Source organism: Streptomyces sp. NPDC006552, assembly GCF_040611655.1.
In the GTDB taxonomy this organism is placed as follows: domain Bacteria; phylum Actinomycetota; class Actinomycetes; order Streptomycetales; family Streptomycetaceae; genus Streptomyces.
The window spans coordinates 111833-131030 of sequence record NZ_JBEXOS010000001.1 but is presented as its reverse complement, the minus strand read 5'-3'; the positions used below and the strand labels follow the sequence as shown (position 1 = coordinate 131030).

Below are 19198 nucleotides of genomic sequence, written 5' to 3'. Positions count from 1 at the left end.
AGGTACCCGACGGCCGGGACCTGTTCGCGACCCCCGTGGAGCGGGCAGCATGCCTGGTGACATAGAGCAGAGCAAGGGTGCCGACAGGCGGGGGCGTCATGCGGACAGCTGTCATACGGGCAACACTGGCCGCCACCGGGGTGCTGGCCCTGGCCGGCGGCTGCAAGGTGGCGACGGTCGACGCGGACGGCAACCGGCTGCCGGCTCCGGCGGCGTCCGCGCCGTCCGGGCCCTCCGCGCCTTCCGCGCCTTCCGCGCCTTCCGCGTCGAGACCGGCCGCGGCCCCCCAGAAGCACCGGGCGTCCACACCGCCCCGGTCCGCGACGCGGGCGCCCGCCGCCCGGACCCTGTTCGCCCCCGGCGACCAGGGAAGCCAGGTGCGGGAGTTGCAGGCGCGGCTGCGCCAGGTCGCCTGGCTCTCCCATGTGCCGACGGGCACGTACGGCGCGGCGACGACGGCCGCGGTCAGCGGGTTCCAGGGCAAGCGCGGCCTGCCGCGCACCGGCACCACCGACACGGTCACCTGGCAGCGGCTGCTGCGGATGACGCACGAGCCGACCCGCGGCGAGCTGTACGTGCGCACCGGCCGGCCGGTGGCGAAACCGGACCCGCGTTGTATGACGGGGCGCGCGCTCTGCATCAGCAAGACGAGCCGGACGGTCTCCTGGATCGTGGACGGCAAGCGGCTGCTGACGACGGACGTCCGGTTCGGCTCGCAGTACACGCCCACCCGCGAGGGCGTCTTCCACGTGTACTGGAAGTCCCGCCACCACGTGTCGACGATCTACCACACGCCCATGCCCTACGCGATGTTCTTCAGCGGCGGCCAGGCGGTGCACTACTCCTCGGACTTCGCGGCCCGCGGCTACAGCGGCGCCTCGCACGGCTGTGTGAACGTACGGGACGAGCGGAAGATCGCGACGCTGTTCGCGCAGGTCCGTAACGGCGACAAGGTCGTCATCTACTGGTGAGGCGTGTTGGGGGCGTGGGTGGGACCGGGGGAACGTGTCCCACCCACGCCGGTGGCACCGAGCCGAAGGTACGGGGGGAACCCCGGCTCGTGCACAGCCGATGACCAGTCGGCTCACTCAGTACTGCGCCGCGCGCTCCGAAAACGTCACACCTGTTGCGCAGCTCGGCGTACGCAGCGCGTCTGTGCAGGTCACAGGGGTCGCGCGCCGGCCGGTTCAGGAGTGCGGACGGCCGTGCGCCGGGGTGGTGGCCGGCGAGGGGGCGGCGGGCCGGGCAGGCGCCGGGGCGATAGGTCGGTGCCCGCCGTCCTGCCCGAGGCCGCCCGCGCCGTGACCGGCCCCGCCGCCCGCGCCGCCGCCGTCGTCGTCATCGCCACCGTCCCGGCCGTCCGGTCCGCCGAGCCCGTAGGAGCTGTCCGGATGCTTCGCGCCCTTGCCGGAGCCGCCGTGCGTGGAGGAGCCCTTGGAGGAGCCCTTGGACGGGCTCAGCACGCGGTCGCAGAACCGGTCGAGGTCATCCGCGTCGCGGCCGTTCTTGCGGGCGGAGCCGCGCAGCCGCTGCCGTTCGCCGGCGCCGAGTTCACCGCCGCGGTAGCGGTGGCAGGCCTCGACCAGCCGGTGCCCGATCCCCTCGGACGTCTTGCCGCTCGCGGGGGCGCCGGGGGACGGCACGCGTGTCGTCGGCCCGCTCTCGTGGCTCCCGTCGCCGCCGGGGGCCGTGCTCGGCGCGCGGGTGGTCTCCGGTGTCGCCGAACCGTCGGGCAGTACCTCGGCGCGGTCCGGGTCCTGCGGGGACGGGGAGACGAGCCGCCGGTCGGGGCTGGCCACGCCCGACACGGTGGCGGCCGGCGAGGGATCGTCCCGGCCGCCGAACGGAGTGGGCAGCACCCCGGTCCCGGCGGCCACGGCGACCCCGCCGACCATGCAGGCGGCGAGCGCGCCGGCCACGGCCAACCGCACCGGCCGCCCCCAGCGGGGCCGGGCCTCGCGCCCGTCGCGCCCCGGCCCGGCGGGCGCGGGCGCACCGGCCGCGACCGCGCGCCGCCCGGCGCCGAAGCGTCCGCCGCCGATGTGGACGGGCCGGCCGGCCGGGGCAGCGCCGTCCGCGCGCGCCGCGTCCTCCACGGCGCCGACCGCGCGGGCCTCGCGGAAGGCTTTCAACGCGGCGTCCTCGCCGGGGAGTTCACCGTCCGGGCCGGTCTCGAGCGCGGTCAGCGCGTCGAAGGCGGCGAGTAGCCGCCCAGCGCGCCGCGCGTCGTCGTCGGCGACGGCCCGCAATGGCTCCCCGCGCAGCAGGCGCTCCGCCGCCTCGCGGTCCAGCCACTGGTCGTGCTCGTCGGCCATCACATGTCCTTCTGCGTCCACGTACGCGATTGCGTCACAGTGGCGGACGTCACCGCACGGGTACGGGGTTGCCGCGGCAGCGGCACGGCGTCGAGGGAAGGGGCGGCGTCGGGGTCCGCGCCGAGCAGCTCCGCCAGGCGCCGCAGGCCCCGGTGGGCGGCGGTGCGGACGGCGCCCGGCCGCTTGCCGAGGGTCTGCGCGGCGCTCTTCGCGTCGAGCCCGACGACGACACGCAGCACGACGGCCTCGGCCTGGTCCTGCGGGAGCTGGGAGATCAGGTGCAGCGCGGTACCGGTGGCGAGGGACTCCAGGGCCTCGTCGGCGGTGTCGCAGGGCGCGGGCCTGCCGGTGAGTTCGCTCTCGTCGCCGCCGACGGCGGGCCGCCGGCCCCGCATCCGGATGTGGTCCAGGGCGCGGTTGCGGGCGATGCGGGCCGCCCAGCCGCGGAACCGGTCGGCGTCGCCCTCGAACCGCGTCAGGTCCCGGGCTATCTGCAGCCACGCCTCGGAGGCGACGTCCTCGGCGTCCGGATCGCCGACGAGCGTCCGTATGTATCCGAGCAGCCGCGGGTGCACGGCGCGGTACACAGTCCGGAACGCGGTCTCGTCCCCGTCCTGTGCCGCAAGCACCGCGGCGGTCAGCTCCGCGTCGTCCCCCAGCACTCCCTGTCCCTGCCTGCCCCGGTGGTGAAGCCGTGTGCCCGAATGAACGGTGTGCGCTTCCGGCGCGAATCAGCACGCTACGGCCTGAAACACCCCCGCGTCCACGTTTGTACAAGAGACAACTACTGGGTCACGCAGCGGGGTGTGACAGAAAACGCACCGGCGGCGCTGAAGAGGGTACGGGCCGCTCGCGACCCGTAACGCGCGGCGGCCGGGGTCTCTCCTGTGGGGGGTGGCGACCCCGGCCGTCCCGCTCTCGCCCCCCCCCGTCGCGCCAAGTCCCCGCCGCGGCCCCCGCGTTCCAGCTCAGCCGCGCTCCCCCGGCCCGGCGCTCCCGGGCGGCGCCTCGCGCCCGGCCGACTCCGCGTCGAACCGCCGGGCCAGCCGCCGCAGCCCCCGGTGGGCCGCCGTGCGCACCGCGCCCGGGCGCCGGCCGAGGACGCGCGCGGCCGCGGGCTCGTCGAGTCCGACCACGATCCGCAGCAGCACGGCCTCCCGTTGCGCGCGCGGGAGTTCGCCGACGAGGGCGAGCACGCGGGCGGCGGCCCGGCCGGCGGGGTCGCGCGGGACGGGCCACCCGGGCACGTCCGGTTCCGCGGCGGGCCCGGGCGGGCGGTCCGCGCGCCGGCGCAGCAGATCGAGGGCGTGGCGCCGGGCGATCGCCGCGGTCCATGCGCGGAAGGTGGCACCGTCGCCCCGGAACGCCGTGAGGTCGCGGGCGATCTCCTGCCAGGCGTCGGCGGTGACGTCCTGCGCCCGAGCGCCGACGAGCCCGCTCAGGTACCCGAACAACCCTGGTTGGACGGAGCGGTAGGCCGCGGCGAAGGCGGCCTCGTCGCCGCCTTGGGCCCGCGCGACGGCCGCGCCCAGCTCGTCGTCGCGCAGCCGCGGACGACGGGGCTCCGCTCCTTGGCCCAACCGTTTTCCCTCTTCGTACGACGTGTCCGACGCGCCACGTCCGCAGCCGGGTTCCATGCCGATCAGCGCCCTGGCGCACAGAAACGTCACAGGCCGCCGGACGGGAGCGGCGCGCCTTCGCAGCGCATCCGCGAGCGCCGTGGCCCCCGCTGCGGCACCCCACTCGCGCGAGTGACGTACACCACATCCGCGCAACGTCTGCCGCCGCTCGATGGTCTTTCGCTGAGCAGAACTTCCACCCGCGGTACACGTGGGGTCTTTGTGAACTTCATCAAGGGGTGGGGCATTTGAGCCCGCGACAATCGCGCGGCAAGGCACAGAGCGCGCGCACTTCGCACGCGTACAAGCCGCTCAGTCTCAGACGCAGGGCGTGGCTCACGGTGGGTGCGGTCGTGCTCGGCGGGGCCGGCATGACGACGTACGCCATGGCCGCCGGCCAGGCCGCTCCGGCGCAGGGCGCCGAGCGCCGGGCCGCCGCGGTCCACACGGTGAAGATGGAGACGAAGGGCGACCGCAAGGTCGTGGCCCGGACCTCCACCAAGACGTTCAGCGCCGTCACGGTGACGTGGAAGGATCCCCGCGCCCAGATCGACGGCACGGCCCAGTTCCGCGCACGGGACGCCGCCAGCGGCACCTGGGGCGCCTGGACGGCCCTGCCGAAGGAGACGAACGACGCCGACGGCGCCGAGCGCGCCGCGATCCGGGGCGGTACCGCGTCGGTGCCGACCGAGGACGACTCCGACGGCGTCGAGGTCCGCGTGGTCGCCGCCGACGGCACCGCCTCCGACCTGCCCGCCGGCATGGACGTCAAGCTGATCGACCCCGGCACCGGGCCCACCGCCGCGCAGCTCGCCAAGTCGGCCGCGTACAGCGCGGACCTGCCGTCCGGCGCCCCCTCGCCCGACGCACCGCAGACCACCCCGCCCGACGGTGACGGAGCCGGCTCGCCGTCCGCGCCGGCCACCACCGACCCGGGCAGCCCGTCGCCCACGCCGAGCGAGACGCCCCCGGAGCCGCGGCCGTCGACGGTCGTCAAGCCGGTCATCATCCCGCAGTCGGTCTGGGGCCCCGGCCTCAGCCACGACGGGACGCCGACCTACGACACGGAGATCAAGGCCGCCGTCGTCCACCACACCGGCGTCGACGTGGACAACCAGGTCCCCTGCGCCAAGTCCGCCGAGCGGCTGCGCCAGATCCAGCAGGAGCACGTCGCCAAGGGCTACTACGACATCGGCTACAACTTCGTCGTCGACCGCTGCGGCCAGATCTTCGAGGGCCGCACCGGCGGCATGGACCTGCCGGTGCACGGCGCCCACGACTACGGGTTCAACACGGACACGGTCGGCATCTCCTACATCGGCAACTTCGAGTCGGCCAAGCCCACCAAGGCCGCGCTCGACGCCATCGCCCGCGTGGCGGCCTGGAAGTTCGGCCAGTACGGCATCAAGGCGACCAGCAACGTCACCCTGACGTCCAACGGTGACCTGAACGTCGACGGCAACAAGGTCGCCCTGGGCAAGACCATCACGCTGCCCCGCGTCTTCGGCCACAAGGACACCAACGCCACGCTGTGCCCGGGCGCGAACCTGTACCCGAAGCTCTCCCGCATCCGCACGCTCGCCGCGGCCCCGGGCATCTCGCACGCCCTCGTCTCGCAGAACGTCACGGGCGACGCCACCGCCGACATCGTCGCGGGCGTGCCCCGCGGCGCGGACGGCGGCCAGGTCGCCGTCGTCCCCGGCACCCTCTCGGGGCCGGGCGCGACCGGCAAGAAGCTCGTCTCGCAGGCCGGGGACGTGCCCGGCGCGGCCGAGTCCGGCGACGAGTTCGGCGCGGCCACCGCGACCGGTGACATCAACGGCGACGGGTACATGGACCTCGTCGTCGGCCAGCCCGGCGAGGACGACACCTCGGGCCACAAGGACCGCGGCGCGGCCACGGTCGTGTACGGACCGGCCTTCACGACCGGCATCGGCATCAACATGGACGCGAGCTACGACCTGACCGGCGCCCGGTTCGGCTCGGCCGTGGCGGTCGGCGACTTCAACGCGGACGGCACGGCCGACGTGTTCGCCGCCTCCACCGGCCTCGGCGGCACCTGGATGGCCCGCTACGGCGACGGCTGGGACAGCGACTCCACCATCACCACCGGCGAGGGGGACCTGGCCTACGCGGACGCCGCGGCCGGCGACTTCAACCAGGACGGCTACGCGGACGTCGCCCTCAACTACCGCGACGCCACCGGCATCGGCCGCGTCACCTGGTACCAGGGCGGTGCGAGCGGCCTGCGCAAGGCGGCCACGCTGACCGTCAAGGGCGGCCGCTCCATCGCCGCGGGTGACATCAACGGCGACGGCGTCGACGACATCGCCGTCGGCCAGCCCTACGTCGCCGAGTCCGGCGCGGCCGCGGGTGGCCAGGTCACCTTCGTCAAGGGCGTGGCCGGCAGCGGCCTGACCTCGACGGGCGCCAAGTCGATCAGCCAGGACACGTCCGGCGTGCCCGGCGCCGGCGAGTCCGGCGACGCGATGGGCTGGTCGGTCGCGGTCGGCGACTACGACCTCGACGGGTACGCGGACATCCTGACCGGCGCCCCGAACGAGGACATCACCCGCACCTCGAACCAGGCCGACGCGGGTACGACGCTGCTCCTGAAGGGCACGTCGAGCGGGCCGACCGGCACCGGCTCGACCGCCATCACCCAGGACACCTCCGGCGTCCCGGGCGCGACCGAGACGAACGACAACCTCGGCACGGCGGTCGCCCTCGGCGACTTCTCCGGCTTCGGCCGCGCCGACCTGGTCATCGGCACGGCGGGCGAGGACGCGGGCAACGGCACCCTGATGTACGTGCCGAGCAATTCCTCGGGCCTCGGGCTGACGTCGACCACGACGTTCAACAACGCCACGCTCGGCACGCCGGCGGCGGCGCGCCTGGGCACCAACCTGGCGCCGTAGCTCCCGGTCGAGGTGGGTGCGGGCCGTGGGGGCCGGACGCTCGCACGGCCCGCACCCACGTCACGGGGGCAGCGCCTCAGCGCGCGATCACGCCGAGCCGGTCGAGGAAGCGGAAGAACAGCTCCTCCGCCGACGGCTCGGCCGGCGCCGCCAGCACGTCGGCGAGCGGCTTCGCCACGCGCGTGAGGCCGCCCTCCGCGGCCCAGGTGACGGCCCGCTCCGCCGCGTCCCGCGGCGGCAGGAAGTAGTCCTCCAGGGCCCGCTCGTCCCCGCCGATGAAGGTGGCCGCCGCGGCGCGCCCCAGACAGGCCGTCCACGTCCCGCTGTCCGGCGCCGCCGCCTCGATGACCGCGCACCTGCTGTCCATGACGTACGCGAACAGGGCGGGCGCGCCGGTCTGCGCCGCGAGGGCGTTCATGCTGCCGATGTCGCGCGTGCGGTCGCCGCTGCCGCCGGGGCACTCCCACACCTGCCACTGCCCGGCCCGCTCCTCCAGGAGCGTGAGCTCCTCGCGCACTCCGTCCAGCGCGTCGAACTCCGTCAGCGGACGCCCGGTCCTGGCCACCACGTAGTAGCCCCAGTAGCCCATCTCCGTGCCTCCGTTCCGGTCTCTTCGCGGCTGGGCCGAATAGACCACAGCGGCCCGGGCCCTGGCCACCGAATGCGCCAACTGTTCGGGTCCCGTGACCGGTCGGGGACGGCCGGCCCGGCGCGTCGGCCGGTCAGCTCTGCAGCCGGTCGGCCAGTGCGACGAACCGCGGCCAGCTCAGCTCCGGCTTCCCCGGGTCCCAGAGCTTCTGCGCCGTCGCCCGCAGCGGCATCCGCACGCCCCGCGCCACCTGGGCCTGGGTCTGCGCCTGCGCGAGGTCGCACCAGACGGCGAAGGTGCCGCCGAGGATCTGCCCGTCGTACTTCGCGGGCACCGGCGAGGTCCCGCGCACGACGCGCGGCGTCCAGCTCTCGTAGATGCGCCGGCCGGTCGGGTACGTGAAGGTGTTGGGCTGGCCGAGGACGTAGTACAGGAACTCGTCGTTGTAGTTGGTCAGCTTCCGTCCGGCGCTCAGGTACGAGACCGGTTCGCGGGCCCCGATCTCCTTGCCGGTCCAGTAGGCGACCTCCAGCTTCTTGTCGGCCTCGACGGTGCCGCCCGCGTAGAACCCGTCGTTCCACGCCTTGAGCCTGCGGTCGTAGGGGGCCATGGTCTTCGCCCGGTCGTTGAGCCAGGACTGGGCGAGGTCCTGCACCCGGGCGTCCGGCCCGTGCGCGCGGCGCGCCGCGGCGGCGAGCTGCGGGTAGGAAGCCTGCGGGTCCTTGACCGTCAGCGCCTGGTATTCGTCGGCGCCCAGATGCCAGTACGCGCCTTCGAAGAGCGTTGCGTACTCCTTGAGCAGATCGTCCACGATCTTCGCGGCGCCCGGCTTGGAGATGTCCACAGTGCCGCGCCGCGCGGCGCCGTTCACGTCCCGCAGCTGGAGGTCGGGGTGGGCGTCGATGACGGCGCCGAGGTGGCCCGGGGAGTCGATCTCGGGCACGACCGTCACGTGCCGCTCGGCGGCGAGCGCCAGGATCTCCTTCACCTGCGCCTTGGTCAGGTGCTCGGCGGAGACGACCTCCGGGTGCGTGTCGGACTCGATCCGGAAGGACTGGTCGTCGGAGAAGTGCAGCCCCAGCTGGTTGAACTTCAGGTCCCCGATCTCCCGGACGCGGTCCTTGATCCAGTCGAAGGTGAAGTGCTTGCGCGCGATGTCGATCATGAACCCGCGCTGCGGCTTCGCCGGCTCGTCCGCGACCACGCCCTCGGGCACGGTGGCGCCGCCGTGCGCCTCCTGCTTCAGGGTGCGCGTGCCGTAGAACACACCGGCCTCGCTCGGCCCGACGATCCGGACGGTCCCGCCCTGGACGGTCATCCGGTACGACTCCTGGTCCGCGCGGCGCGCGCCGCCGAGCGCCAGTTCGACGTCGCCGGGACCCGCCTCGGCGTCCTCGCCCCCATAGGTGAGCCCCAGCTCGCCGGCGATCAGCCGCCCCTCGTCGGCCAGGCCCTTGTCCCGGACGACGACCCGGCCGCCGCCGGGCCTCCAGCCGGGGCCGTGCGCCGGGGTGAAGTCACGCACCGCCGGGATCGTCCGCGGGGGCGTGGACAGCGGGTACGAGCGGCTGGGCGAGGGCGACGGCGACACCTTCGACGCGCCGGTCCTGCCGTCCGAGGGGGCCCGGCCCGAGGAGCCGCCGCCCCCGTCCGGCCAGAGCACGACCGCGGCCACCACGGCCCCCGCCACGACGGCCGCGCCACCGGCCAACAGCGCCTTCCGATCCCGCTCCACACGCGCCTCCGCTCACGATCACGTCCCCGCCGACCGTAACCGCCGCCCCCCGGGGGCGGGGGGACCTGCGCGACCGGCCACGACGCGTCGGCCCGGGCGGCGTCCACCGGCGTCCCCGTCCACCCCGCGGCGCCAAACTCTCCCGTCCGGGTGAAATTCGCGCATCCGTCGGACACCCGCAATCAGCCACGGATAGCGTTACGGCACCACCACGCGCCCCGCGCACACGCCCCACACACTCCCCCCCCACCCGTCCAGCCGGAGGCACCCGCTGTCCGCGCACCGCGCCCGTCACGTCCCCGGCCGCCGGCCCATACCGGCCACGACCGCCTCGCCCGGGGGGCTCGCCCACTTCAACGCGCTGGGTCGCGACGCCGCCGAGGACGCCCTGTACGCCTGCTGCGCCAGCCGCGCCTGGGCGCGCCGGCTCACCGCGCACCGCCCCTACCCGGACCTCGACGCCCTGCTCGCCGCGGCCGACGAGGCGGCGTACGACCTTCCCGCCGGCGCCGTCACCGAGGCCCTGGCCTGCGAGGAGCTGCCGTCCGTGCCGGGCGCGGCCGCCTACTCGGCGGCGTTCACCGCGCTGGCCGCGGCGCACAGCGCGTACGAGAGCCGCTTCGGGCACTCCTTCGTGATCTGCCTGGACGACGTGGCCCCCGGCGAGGAGCTGGACCAGCTGCTCAGCGGGTTGCGCGACCGCCTCGGCAACGACCCGGAGGAGGAGCGCGTGGTCGCCGCGGAGGAGCTGCGCCGACTCGCCCGGGGCCGGATCACCCGCCTCGTCCGCGCCCTGCCCGCCCCGCGCCCCGGCGCACCGGGCGCCGCACGCCAGGAGAGCGTGGGCGATAGCCCGTACGTGCCTGTTTGATTGCCTGTTTGATCACACCGGTGGGCCCCCGCGCGAACGAGCCGACAACTCGTCGATACGATGACGAGCGGCCGGTGGACCGTACCCGGCTGGCCCGACCGACACCGCTGCATCCAAAACTGCCTGGCGGCGTGGCGGCGCGGCCCTAGTCCCCGCTCCCGGAGGGTTCTTCCGTGCCGGCTGGAACGCTGTACCGCGGCCGGGAAGGCATGTGGTCGTGGGTGGCTCATCGAGTCACCGGTGTCCTCATTTTCTTCTTCCTGTTCGTACATGTGCTGGACACCTCTCTCGTCCGCGTCTCCCCGGAGTCGTACGACGACGTCGTTTCCACTTACAAGACGCCGATCGTCGCGCTCCTTGAGTACGGCCTCGTCGCTGCCATCCTCTTCCACGCGCTCAACGGCCTGCGGGTCATCGCCGTCGACTTCTGGTCGAAGGGCCCCCGCTACCAGAAGCAGATGCTCTGGACCGTCGTGGGCATCTGGATCGTCCTGATGATCGGGGCGCTCTACCCCGTCCTCGGCCACGCCGTCCGCGAACTCTTCGGGAGCTGAGGCCAGAGATGTCTGACACCACCCTCACCAAGACGGACGGCACGTCCGGCGTCGGGCCCGTCGAGGGCGCCTCGCGCTACGACGCCGACAACCCGGCCCCGTTCATCGAGGCGCCGCGCAAGCGCACCTCGAAGACCGGCAAGGGCAGCCGCGGCAACTTCGAGATGGCCGCCTGGTTGTTCATGCGCCTGTCCGGCGTCGTCCTGGTCGTCCTCGTCCTCGGCCACCTGCTGATCCAGCTCGTCCTCGACGGCGGCGTCTCCAAGATCGGCTTCGCGTTCGTCGCGGGCCGCTGGGCGTCCCCGTTCTGGCAGGGCTGGGACCTGCTGATGCTGTGGCTCGCGATGCTGCACGGCGCCAACGGCCTGCGCACGGTCATCAACGACTACGCCGAGCGCCCCCAGACCCGCCTGTGGTTGAAGGGTCTCCTCTATGCCGCGACAGTCTTCACTGTCCTCCTCGGCACGCTGGTGATCTTCACCTTCGACCCGAACATCCGTTAAAGCCGAGGCGAGCGAACCCGTGAAGATTCACAAGTACGACACCGTCATCGTCGGCGCCGGTGGCGCGGGCATGCGCGCGGCCATCGAGTCGACCAAGCGCAGCCGCACCGCCGTGCTGACCAAGCTCTACCCCACCCGCTCCCACACGGGCGCCGCGCAGGGCGGCATGGCCGCCGCGCTGGCCAACGTGGAGGAGGACAACTGGGAGTGGCACACCTTCGACACGATCAAGGGCGGCGACTACCTGGTCGACCAGGACGCCGCCGAGATCCTGGCGAAGGAGGCCATCGACTCGGTCCTCGACCTGGAGAAGATGGGCCTGCCGTTCAACCGCACCCCGGACGGCACCATCGACCAGCGCCGCTTCGGCGGCCACTCCCGCAACCACGGCGAGGCGCCGGTCCGCCGGTCCTGCTACGCCGCGGACCGCACGGGCCACATGATCCTCCAGACGCTCTACCAGAACTGCGTCAAGGAGGGCGTGGAGTTCTTCAACGAGTTCTACGTCCTGGACCAGCTCATCGTCGAGGAGGACGGCGTCAAGAAGTCCGCCGGTGTCGTCGCCTACGAGCTGGCGACCGGTGAGATCCACGTCTTCCAGGCGAAGTCGGTCATCTACGCCTCCGGCGGCACCGGCAAGTTCTTCAAGGTGACGTCGAACGCGCACACCCTGACCGGCGACGGCCAGGCCGCCTGCTACCGGCGCGGGATCCCGCTGGAGGACATGGAGTTCTTCCAGTTCCACCCGACCGGCATCTGGCGCATGGGCATCCTTCTCACGGAGGGCGCCCGCGGTGAGGGCGGCATCCTCCGCAACAAGGACGGCGAGCGCTTCATGGAGAAGTACGCGCCGGTCATGAAGGACCTCGCGTCCCGTGACGTCGTCTCGCGCTCCATCTACACGGAGATCCGTGAGGGCCGCGGCTGCGGTCCCGAGGGCGACCACGTCTACCTCGACCTCACGCACCTGCCGCCGGAGCAGCTCGACGCCAAGCTCCCGGACATCACCGAGTTCGCGCGGACCTACCTCGGCATCGAGCCCTACACGGACCCGATCCCGATCCAGCCGACCGCGCACTACGCCATGGGCGGCATCCCGACCAACGTCGCCGGTGAGGTCCTCGCGGACAACACCACCGTCGTCCCGGGCCTGTACGCCGCGGGTGAGGTCGCCTGCGTCTCCGTGCACGGCGCCAACCGCCTCGGCACGAACTCGCTGCTGGACATCAACGTCTTCGGCAAGCGAGCGGGCATCGCCGCCGCCGAGTACTCCCACACGGCGAAGTTCCTGGAGCTTCCCGAGAACCCGGCGTCGCTGGTCGAGGCGCAGGTCGAGCGCCTTCGCAACGCGACGGGCACCGAGCGCGTCTCGGTGCTCCGCAACGAGCTGCAGGAGTGCATGGACGCCAACGTGATGGTGTTCCGCACCGAGCAGACGATCAAGACGGCGGTCGAGAAGATCGCCGAGCTGCGCGAGCGTTACCTGAACGTCTCGATCCAGGACAAGGGCAAGCGGTTCAACACCGACCTCCTGGAGGCCATCGAGCTGGGCAACCTGCTCGACCTGGCCGAGGTCATGGCGACCTCCGCGCTGGCCCGCAAGGAGTCCCGCGGCGGCCACTACCGCGAGGACTTCCCGAACCGCGACGACGTCAACTTCATGCGCCACACCATGGCGTACCGCGAGGTCGGCGACGACGGCTCCGAGTCCATCCGTCTGGACTACAAGCCGGTCGTCCAGACCCGCTACCAGCCGATGGAGCGTAAGTACTGATGGCAACCCCGATCATGGACAAGGCGGAGGCGGCCGGCACGGCCGAGCCCGGCTTCGCCGACTCCCCGTACATCACCGTCACCTTCCGGATCCGCCGGTTCAACCCGGAGATCTCGGCGGAGGCGAGCTGGGTCGACTTCCAGCTGGAGATCGACCCGAAGGAGCGTGTCCTCGACGCGCTGCACAAGATCAAGTGGGAGCAGGACGGGTCGCTGACCTTCCGCCGCTCCTGCGCGCACGGCATCTGCGGGTCCGACGCGATGCGTATCAACGGCAAGAACCGCCTTGCCTGCAAGACGCTCATCAAGGACATCAACCCGCAGAAGCCGATCACGGTCGAGGCCATCAAGGGCCTGACGGTCCTGAAGGACCTGGTCGTGGACATGGACCCGTTCTTCCAGGCGTACCGCGACGTCATGCCGTTCCTCGTCACGACGGGCAACGAGCCGACGCGTGAGCGGCTGCAGTCCGCCGAGGACCGCGAGCGCTTCGACGACACGACCAAGTGCATCCTGTGCGCGGCGTGCACGTCGTCGTGCCCGGTGTTCTGGAACGACGGCCAGTACTTCGGTCCGGCCGCGATCGTCAACGCCCACCGCTTCATCTTCGACTCGCGTGACGAGGCCGGGGAGCAGCGTCTGGAGATCCTCAACGACCGTGACGGGGTGTGGCGCTGCCGCACCACCTTCAACTGCACGGACGCCTGCCCGCGTGGCATCGAGGTCACCAAGGCGATCCAGGAAGTGAAGCGCGCGCTGATCACGCGCCGCTACTGACCTTCCGGTCGGCCGCCGTCCGCGGGCCCCGCTCCCTGGTGGAGCGGGGCCCGCGGCCGTTTCAGCGGCGTATCTGGCTGAGGATCGTCGGGTCGGTGATCTCGGTGTCCCTGGCGAGCAGCAGTGCCTTGCTGAGCACGACGGCGAGGGTGCGGTCGCCCTCGTAGGGCAGGTAGCCGGTCCCCGCGGCGGGGGTGGCGGCCGACTTGGGGACGATGCACAGGTACTGTTCGTCGGGCGTCATCAGGATGTTCCCCGAACCCAGGTGGATCTTGTAGGTCCGCAGCTCGCCCTTGACGTGCAGGAACCGGCCCTCGATCGTGCACCGGTCGGCGATCGCCAGCCGCGGCACGAGGCGCTCCAGCAGGACGCGGCGCGTCTCGGCGCTCTGGTTCAGCTCGCCGAAGCCGTACGACGTCCAGTACGCGCGGAACCGGCCGCCGGGGCCGCCGTCCTGCCACGTCGGGTCATTGCCGACGCTGGCGACGCCGACGAACAGGTCGACGTCCCGCAGGATCTCGGAGAGGACCAGCGGCGGGATCTCGGTGAGCGGGAGCGGCTCGACGGGCCCGGCGCCGTCGCGCGGCCGCATGCGGTACTCGCCGCCGTAGCAGTGCGCCGAGTTCTCCGGCGCGCCGATCGGATAGAAGCGGACCTGGTCGGTGCGGAGCCGCAGGTAGCTGCCCGACTCGGTGGTGTCGACGCCGTACTCCTCGCCGTCCCCCTCGATCCAGTACTCGGCGCGCAGCCCCCACTGCGGGAGGTCGCGGGTGGCGGGCGGCGCCTCGTCGTCGACGCACAGGCGCAGCTTGTTGCGCCAGCCGCGGACCGCGGCCAGGGAGTGGAACTGGTGCTGGCGGACGATGTGCGCCGCGAACCGGTTCGAGTACGTGCCCGTCGCCCGCTCGGCGTCGGTGAGCAGGTACACCTCGCGGTGGGCCTGCTTGAAGGGCTGGGTGACGGCGTGCCGCTCCAGCCACTCCCGCCAGGCGAGCACCTCGGCGGGCGCACGGCCGACTGGGTGCCAGAGGGCGACCTCGGTGCCGCCTTCGACCGGGTCGTCGGTGAGGGTGCGCAGCGCGCCGTCCGCGTAGCCGGCCGGGGTGCCGTCGACCGTCCACAGCAGGCGGCGGGCGAGCGTGCCGACGAGCGGGTGGTCCAGGTAGCGCTCGCGCCAGGCGGCGTAGGACCAGGTGCGGCGGGCGAGGAACTGCCGGTCGAGCCGCTCCACCTGGGCGCCGAGCATCTTGTCGATGTCCTTGGCGGCGGCCTTCAGCTCTTTCAGCTCGCCGGGGTGGTCGCGCTTGACGGCGGCGGGCACGGACTTGAGGTCCTTGCCGGTGGCCGAGCGCCAGCGCAGGACGGCCCTGGCGCCCTGGATCTCCAGGAGGGCGGTGGCGTCCCCGAGCCGTGTCGCGCGGTGGCCGGCCCCGGTCAGTCCGTAGGCGGGCACGGCCAGCTCCTCGACCTCCTCGCGGCTCAGGCCGAGGGCCGCGGCGCGGGTGTCCAGGGCGGCCCCGAGGAGTTTGACGGTGGCCTTGTACGTGACGCGGGCGGCCAGGCGGGCCAGTTCGGCGAGGGCCGCCTCGCCGTCGGTGCGGGCCAGCGCGTTCACCCCCGCGTTCGCCACCTTCGGGTTGACCGGCCCGAGGCCCGGCACCTTCTTCAGCGCGGTCTCGACGAGCGCCCCGAGCGCGCGGGCGGTGTCCGGGTGCGCGGGGAGCAGGACGAGGATCCAGGTGAGGCCGCGCAGCGCGTTGGCGTTGTAGGGGTCGAAGGTGTGGTTCGCGTCGGGCCCGTGCCGGGCGGTGGTGAACGCGAAGGTGCGGGGGCGGCCGACGAGCGGGAGCCAGCCGAGCACGGCCGTCCGCACGACGTCGGCGCCGAGCGGCTCGACGAGGGCGCGCGCGGCCCTGTCCCACGCGGCTGTGGGCCTGGCCGCCGTGGCGGTCGCGGCGTGCGCGAGCAGCGCGCGCCACGGCCCCGCGGGGGCCTGCGCCATGGCCCGCTCGGCCCACTCCTCCCCCACGTTCAGCACGGGGTCGGTCAGTTTCGCGGCCGCGGCGACCAGCTCCTTGCGCCGGTAGGCGGCCAGGGCGCTGCGGCGCAGGAACGCCACGACGGGTGCGGGCAGGGAGCGGCCCGCGGCCAGTTCGTGCTCGGCGGCGGCCCCCACGCCGTTGTCCCACCAGAAGGAGTCCTCCAGGCCGAGCTTGGCCAGCTCGGCGGTCCGCCCGGCCGCCAGCGGATCACCGGGCAGGCCGGCGCCCGCCTCCTGCAGCAGCCGCAGTACGTCCACCCGCACCCGCTCGCCGGAGCAGGACTCGGTGTACAGCCGGCCCAGCTCGCCCGCGACGGCGGCGCGCAGCGCGGGGTCCAGTGGCTCCAGCACCGCGGCGACCTGACCCCAGACATACCCCCGGAACCCCTCCGGGTTCAGCGCCGCGCGCAGGGCCTCGCGGGCGAGCGCGACGGCGTCCCGCGCGGCCACGTGGCGGCGCACGGTCTCCGGGTCGATCAGCTCGTCCATGGTCAGCCACCCACCAGCGGCACGAGCTTGAGGAAGGTCACCTCGACGCCGAGCGGCAGCTCGATCTCCTCGTCGGGGTCGGTGACCTGCCGGTCGCCGACCAGCACGAGGAATCCGTTGCCCGCGAAGGCGGCCAGCGCGCGCCGCGTCTGCGCCTCCGGGTCGATGCGGCGCGCAGTGCGCAGCGCGTACCCGTTCAGCACGCGCTCCGTGTCCTCGGGCTGCACCAGGCCCTGGAAGACCTGCGGCGCCGAGCGCGCGTGGAACTCCGCGACCTCCTGGAAGACCCGCCGCCTGATCAACTCACGCGCGGTGAGCCGCTCTTCGGTGATCTCCAGCCCGAAGGCCGTGCCCCTGTCCCCTGATGTCGTCTCGTCGACGAACGTCACCGTTCCCATGCCGACGACGCTACGGGCCGCCACTGACAACGCACCCGGCGCCCGCCGCCCCCGCGGTACAGGATGGCCTCCGGTTCCACGACAGCTTCCGGAGGATGACCATGCCCACGCAGACCGTTCCCGTCTCGTACGAGGTCCTGGACGAGCGTTTCCGCACCGGCCGCTGCGCGAGCGGCGACGACCGCATGCAGGTGTTGCACTCCGAGAGCCGCTGGGCGGAAGGGCCGCTCTACCTGCCGGCCTGGCGCCAGCTCATCTGGAGCGACATCCCCAACGACCGCCTGCTGCGCTGGGACGAGACCAACGGCGCCGTCGGCGTCTTCCGTGCCCCCGCCGGGCACGTCAACGGCAACACCCTGGACCGCGAGGGCCGGCTGATCAGCTGTGAGCAGGGCAACCGGCGCGTGACCCGCACCGAGCACGACGGGCGGCTCACCGTGCTCGCCGACCGCTGGCAGGGCAAGCGGCTGAACAGCCCGAACGACGCGGTGGTGCGCTCGGACGGCTCCGTGTGGTTCTCCGACCCGGACTTCGGGATCACGAGCGACTACGAAGGGTTCCGCGCGGAGTCCGAGATCGGCGCCAACAACGTCTACCGCGTCGACCCGGCCGACGGCGAGGTGCGGCTCGTCGCGGACGGGCTCGGGGCGCCGAACGGGCTGGTCTTCTCCCCCGACGAGCGCCGGTTGTTCGTCTCCGACACCCGCGCGGGCGTCCTGCGCGCCTACGACGTCCGCGCGGACGGCTCCCTCGGCGAGGGCACGGTGTTCGCCGCGATGGCGCCGGGGCTCGGGCGGTTCGACAACATCCGCTTCGACGACGGAGGGCGTCTGTGGGCGGCGGCCATGGACGGCGGCGTGCACTGTTACGACCCGGACGGCACCCTGCTCGGGCGGCTCCGCACCCCCGAACCCGTCGCCAACATCGCGTTCGGCGGCGCCAAGAACAACCTCATGTTCCTCACCGCCACCACCTCGCTGTACTGCCTGATGACGGCGGTGACCGGGGCGCCACGCATCCACCGCTGACCGCAGGTACCGGGATCAGGACGATTCATGGCTAATCTGACGGTATGTCACCAGCCCTTGAGACCCTCGGCTTCGACAACGCCCTGCTCCCCGTCGGCGACCTGCCCGAGGCCGTCGCCTTCTACGAGCGCGTCGGGCTGCCCGTGAAGTTCCGCCTGGACGAGGCCGGGATCGCGCTGCTCGCGATCGGCAAGGAGACGCCCGGCCTCCTGCTGCGCGTGGAGGACGGCTACGGGCACCGGCCGCCGCCGTGGCCCGCGGCGCGGCTCTGGCTGGAGGTGCCCGACGCCCGCGCCGTGGCCCGCTCCCTGGAGGCGGCGGGCATCGCGCCGCTGGACCCGCCCTTCTCCACCTCCACCGGCTACGTGGTCGAGATCGCGGACCCCTGGGGCAACGTGCTCGGCTTCACCGACTACCTCAAACGCCCGGAGCTGGCCCGGAATTAAGCATTCCGCGGCCCTCTCCCCACCCCTTGCCCCGAGACGCCCGTCACGTACGACACCTCGCGCTTGAACGCGTTCAAAAACAGGTCTACTGTCACTCCTGTCAGCGTTTTTGAACGCGTTCAAGGAGGGTGGGGCATGGACCTCACAGTTGTCGCCTACGTCGTCTACCTTGTCGTCAGCATCGGGCTGACCGTCTGGGTGGCGCGCACCCTGAGCCGGAACGGACGGGTCTTCCTCTCCGACGTGCTGCACGGTGACGAGAAGCTGGCCGACGCCGTCAACCACCTGCTGGTGGTCGGCTTCTACCTCGTCAACCTCGGCTTCGTCGCCCTCTACCTGAGCGATGACGGGACCATCGACAGCGCCCGCGGCATCTTCGAGGCCCTGTCGACCAAGCTCGGCGTGGTGCTGCTCGTCCTCGGCGTGATGCACCTGGGCAACGTCTATGTCCTCAACAAGATCCGGCGGCGCCGCGTCATGGAACGCGAACAGCAGCCGCCGGTCCCGCCGCAGGGGTGGGCCGCTCCGGTAGCCCAGGCATGACGGCGGTGGGAGCCACGGGGGAGGCGGACCGGGACGCCCGGGGGGACGTCCCGGTCCGCCGGCTCACCGTGCTGTACGACGCCGAGTGCCCGCTGTGCACGTTCGCGCGGGGCTGGCTGGCCCGGCAGCGGCAGCTGGTGCCGCTGGAGTTCGTCGCCGCCGGGTCCGCCGAGGCGAGGGGGCGCTTCCCGGGGCTCGACCACGCCGCCACGCTCAGCGACATCACCGTCATCGACGACGGCGGCCGGCTCTACCGCGGCCCCGCCGCCTGGGTGGTGTGCATGTGGGCGCTGCGCGAGCACCGGGCCACGGCGCACCGGATGGCCACCCCCGCCGGGATGAAGGTCGCCAAGCAGGTGGTGCTCGCCGCCGCCAAGTACCGCGCAGCGCATCAGGGGCGGGGGGCCGGGGGCGGGGCGTACCGGCGGGCCGACGGCTGGGCGTACGACCCGAAGGACGGCTGGTACTACGTGCGGCCCGGCACGGTGTCCGCGAGCCGTGGGGCGCCGGGCGCCGCCTGTGACAGTGGCTGCCGCGTGGCCGATTAGGCTCGGGGGCGTGGCTACAGACAAGGCGGCGGCCGGGGCGGAAGCCAAGGC

Annotated in this window: 18 protein-coding genes; 11 read left to right on the top strand and 7 right to left on the bottom strand. The window is 72.9% G+C overall.

Annotated elements, in window-relative coordinates; translation table 11 throughout:
* Window positions 1-98: 98 nt before the first annotated feature.
* Window positions 99-971, top strand: coding sequence for a L,D-transpeptidase family protein (locus ABZY33_RS00530; protein ID WP_356489200.1), 873 nt, complete (start codon window positions 99-101; stop codon window positions 969-971).
* A gap of 216 nt (window positions 972-1187) precedes the next feature.
* On the opposite strand, the gene ABZY33_RS00525 is transcribed toward ABZY33_RS00530, so the two are convergent.
* The 3 genes from ABZY33_RS00525 to ABZY33_RS00515 form a co-directional block, all read right to left on the bottom strand.
* Window positions 1188-2315, bottom strand: a complete 1128-nt coding sequence (locus ABZY33_RS00525; protein ID WP_356489199.1) for a hypothetical protein — start codon at window positions 2313-2315, stop codon at window positions 1188-1190.
* Window positions 2315-2977, bottom strand: a complete 663-nt coding sequence (locus tag ABZY33_RS00520) for an RNA polymerase sigma factor (RefSeq protein ID WP_356489198.1) — start codon at window positions 2975-2977, stop codon at window positions 2315-2317. The genes ABZY33_RS00525 and ABZY33_RS00520 overlap by 1 nt, the downstream gene beginning before the upstream one ends.
* Before the next feature lie 306 nt (window positions 2978-3283).
* Window positions 3284-3895: an RNA polymerase sigma factor gene (locus ABZY33_RS00515; protein WP_356489197.1), complete on the bottom strand. Its 612-nt coding sequence runs from the start codon at window positions 3893-3895 to the stop codon at window positions 3284-3286.
* Window positions 3896-4305: 410 nt separating this feature from the next.
* On the opposite strand from ABZY33_RS00515, the gene ABZY33_RS00510 reads away from it, so the two are divergent.
* Window positions 4306-6852: an N-acetylmuramoyl-L-alanine amidase gene (locus ABZY33_RS00510; RefSeq protein WP_356489196.1), complete on the top strand. Its 2547-nt coding sequence runs from the start codon at window positions 4306-4308 to the stop codon at window positions 6850-6852.
* 76 nt (window positions 6853-6928) lie between these two features.
* Here ABZY33_RS00510 and ABZY33_RS00505 read toward each other — a convergent pair whose 3' ends face one another.
* Together ABZY33_RS00505 and ABZY33_RS00500 are read right to left on the bottom strand one after the other, a co-directional pair.
* On the bottom strand, window positions 6929-7441 hold the full coding sequence (locus tag ABZY33_RS00505; RefSeq protein ID WP_356489195.1) for a hypothetical protein: 513 nt from the start codon (window positions 7439-7441) through the stop codon (window positions 6929-6931).
* Between the two features lie 133 nt (window positions 7442-7574).
* Window positions 7575-9176, bottom strand: coding sequence for a glycoside hydrolase family 20 protein (locus ABZY33_RS00500; RefSeq protein ID WP_356489194.1), 1602 nt, complete (start codon window positions 9174-9176; stop codon window positions 7575-7577).
* Between the two features lie 313 nt (window positions 9177-9489).
* Between ABZY33_RS00500 and ABZY33_RS00495 the strand changes: the two genes are divergently transcribed.
* The 5 genes from ABZY33_RS00495 to ABZY33_RS00475 all read left to right on the top strand — a co-directional run bounded on the left by ABZY33_RS00495 (window position 9490) and on the right by ABZY33_RS00475 (window position 13654).
* Complete coding sequence (locus tag ABZY33_RS00495) at window positions 9490-10047, top strand: 2-oxo-4-hydroxy-4-carboxy-5-ureidoimidazoline decarboxylase (RefSeq protein WP_356489341.1); 558 nt, start codon at window positions 9490-9492, stop codon at window positions 10045-10047.
* 173 nt (window positions 10048-10220) lie between these two features.
* The gene (gene sdhC / locus ABZY33_RS00490; protein WP_356489193.1) at window positions 10221-10601 is read left to right on the top strand and encodes a succinate dehydrogenase, cytochrome b556 subunit; all 381 of its coding nucleotides are present in this window, start codon (window positions 10221-10223) and stop codon (window positions 10599-10601) included.
* A gap of 8 nt (window positions 10602-10609) precedes the next feature.
* Window positions 10610-11104 carry a succinate dehydrogenase hydrophobic membrane anchor subunit gene (locus tag ABZY33_RS00485; RefSeq protein WP_356489192.1) on the top strand — a complete coding sequence of 165 codons (495 nt, stop codon included), beginning with the start codon at window positions 10610-10612 and terminating at the stop codon, window positions 11102-11104.
* A 19-nt stretch (window positions 11105-11123) separates the two neighbouring features.
* The gene (gene sdhA, locus ABZY33_RS00480; protein WP_356489191.1) at window positions 11124-12878 is read left to right on the top strand and encodes a succinate dehydrogenase flavoprotein subunit; all 1755 of its coding nucleotides are present in this window, start codon (window positions 11124-11126) and stop codon (window positions 12876-12878) included.
* Window positions 12878-13654: a succinate dehydrogenase iron-sulfur subunit gene (locus tag ABZY33_RS00475; RefSeq protein WP_356489190.1), complete on the top strand. Its 777-nt coding sequence runs from the start codon at window positions 12878-12880 to the stop codon at window positions 13652-13654. Before sdhA ends, ABZY33_RS00475 begins: the two co-directional genes overlap by 1 nt.
* A 61-nt stretch (window positions 13655-13715) precedes the next feature.
* Here ABZY33_RS00475 and ABZY33_RS00470 read toward each other — a convergent pair whose 3' ends face one another.
* Entirely contained in the window at window positions 13716-16184 is a 2469-nt protein-coding gene (locus ABZY33_RS00470) for a DUF4132 domain-containing protein (RefSeq protein WP_356489189.1), read from the bottom strand.
* A 2-nt stretch (window positions 16185-16186) separates the two neighbouring features.
* Window positions 16187-16582 (bottom strand): hypothetical protein, encoded by a 396-nt coding sequence (locus ABZY33_RS00465; protein ID WP_356489188.1) that lies wholly within the window; start codon window positions 16580-16582, stop codon window positions 16187-16189.
* Between the two features lie 101 nt (window positions 16583-16683).
* On the opposite strand from ABZY33_RS00465, the gene ABZY33_RS00460 reads away from it, so the two are divergent.
* From ABZY33_RS00460 to ABZY33_RS00445, 4 genes are all read left to right on the top strand, one after another.
* The gene (locus ABZY33_RS00460; RefSeq protein WP_356489187.1) at window positions 16684-17610 is read left to right on the top strand and encodes an SMP-30/gluconolactonase/LRE family protein; all 927 of its coding nucleotides are present in this window, start codon (window positions 16684-16686) and stop codon (window positions 17608-17610) included.
* Window positions 17611-17654: 44 nt separating this feature from the next.
* Window positions 17655-18056, top strand: coding sequence for a VOC family protein (locus ABZY33_RS00455; RefSeq protein WP_356489186.1), 402 nt, complete (start codon window positions 17655-17657; stop codon window positions 18054-18056).
* 135 nt (window positions 18057-18191) lie between these two features.
* Complete coding sequence (locus ABZY33_RS00450; RefSeq protein ID WP_356489185.1) at window positions 18192-18599, top strand: hypothetical protein; 408 nt, start codon at window positions 18192-18194, stop codon at window positions 18597-18599.
* A complete protein-coding gene (locus ABZY33_RS00445; RefSeq protein WP_356489184.1) occupies window positions 18596-19147 on the top strand; it encodes a DCC1-like thiol-disulfide oxidoreductase family protein in 552 nt (183 codons plus the stop codon). Before ABZY33_RS00450 ends, ABZY33_RS00445 begins: the two co-directional genes overlap by 4 nt.
* Window positions 19148-19198: the final 51 nt, after the last annotated feature.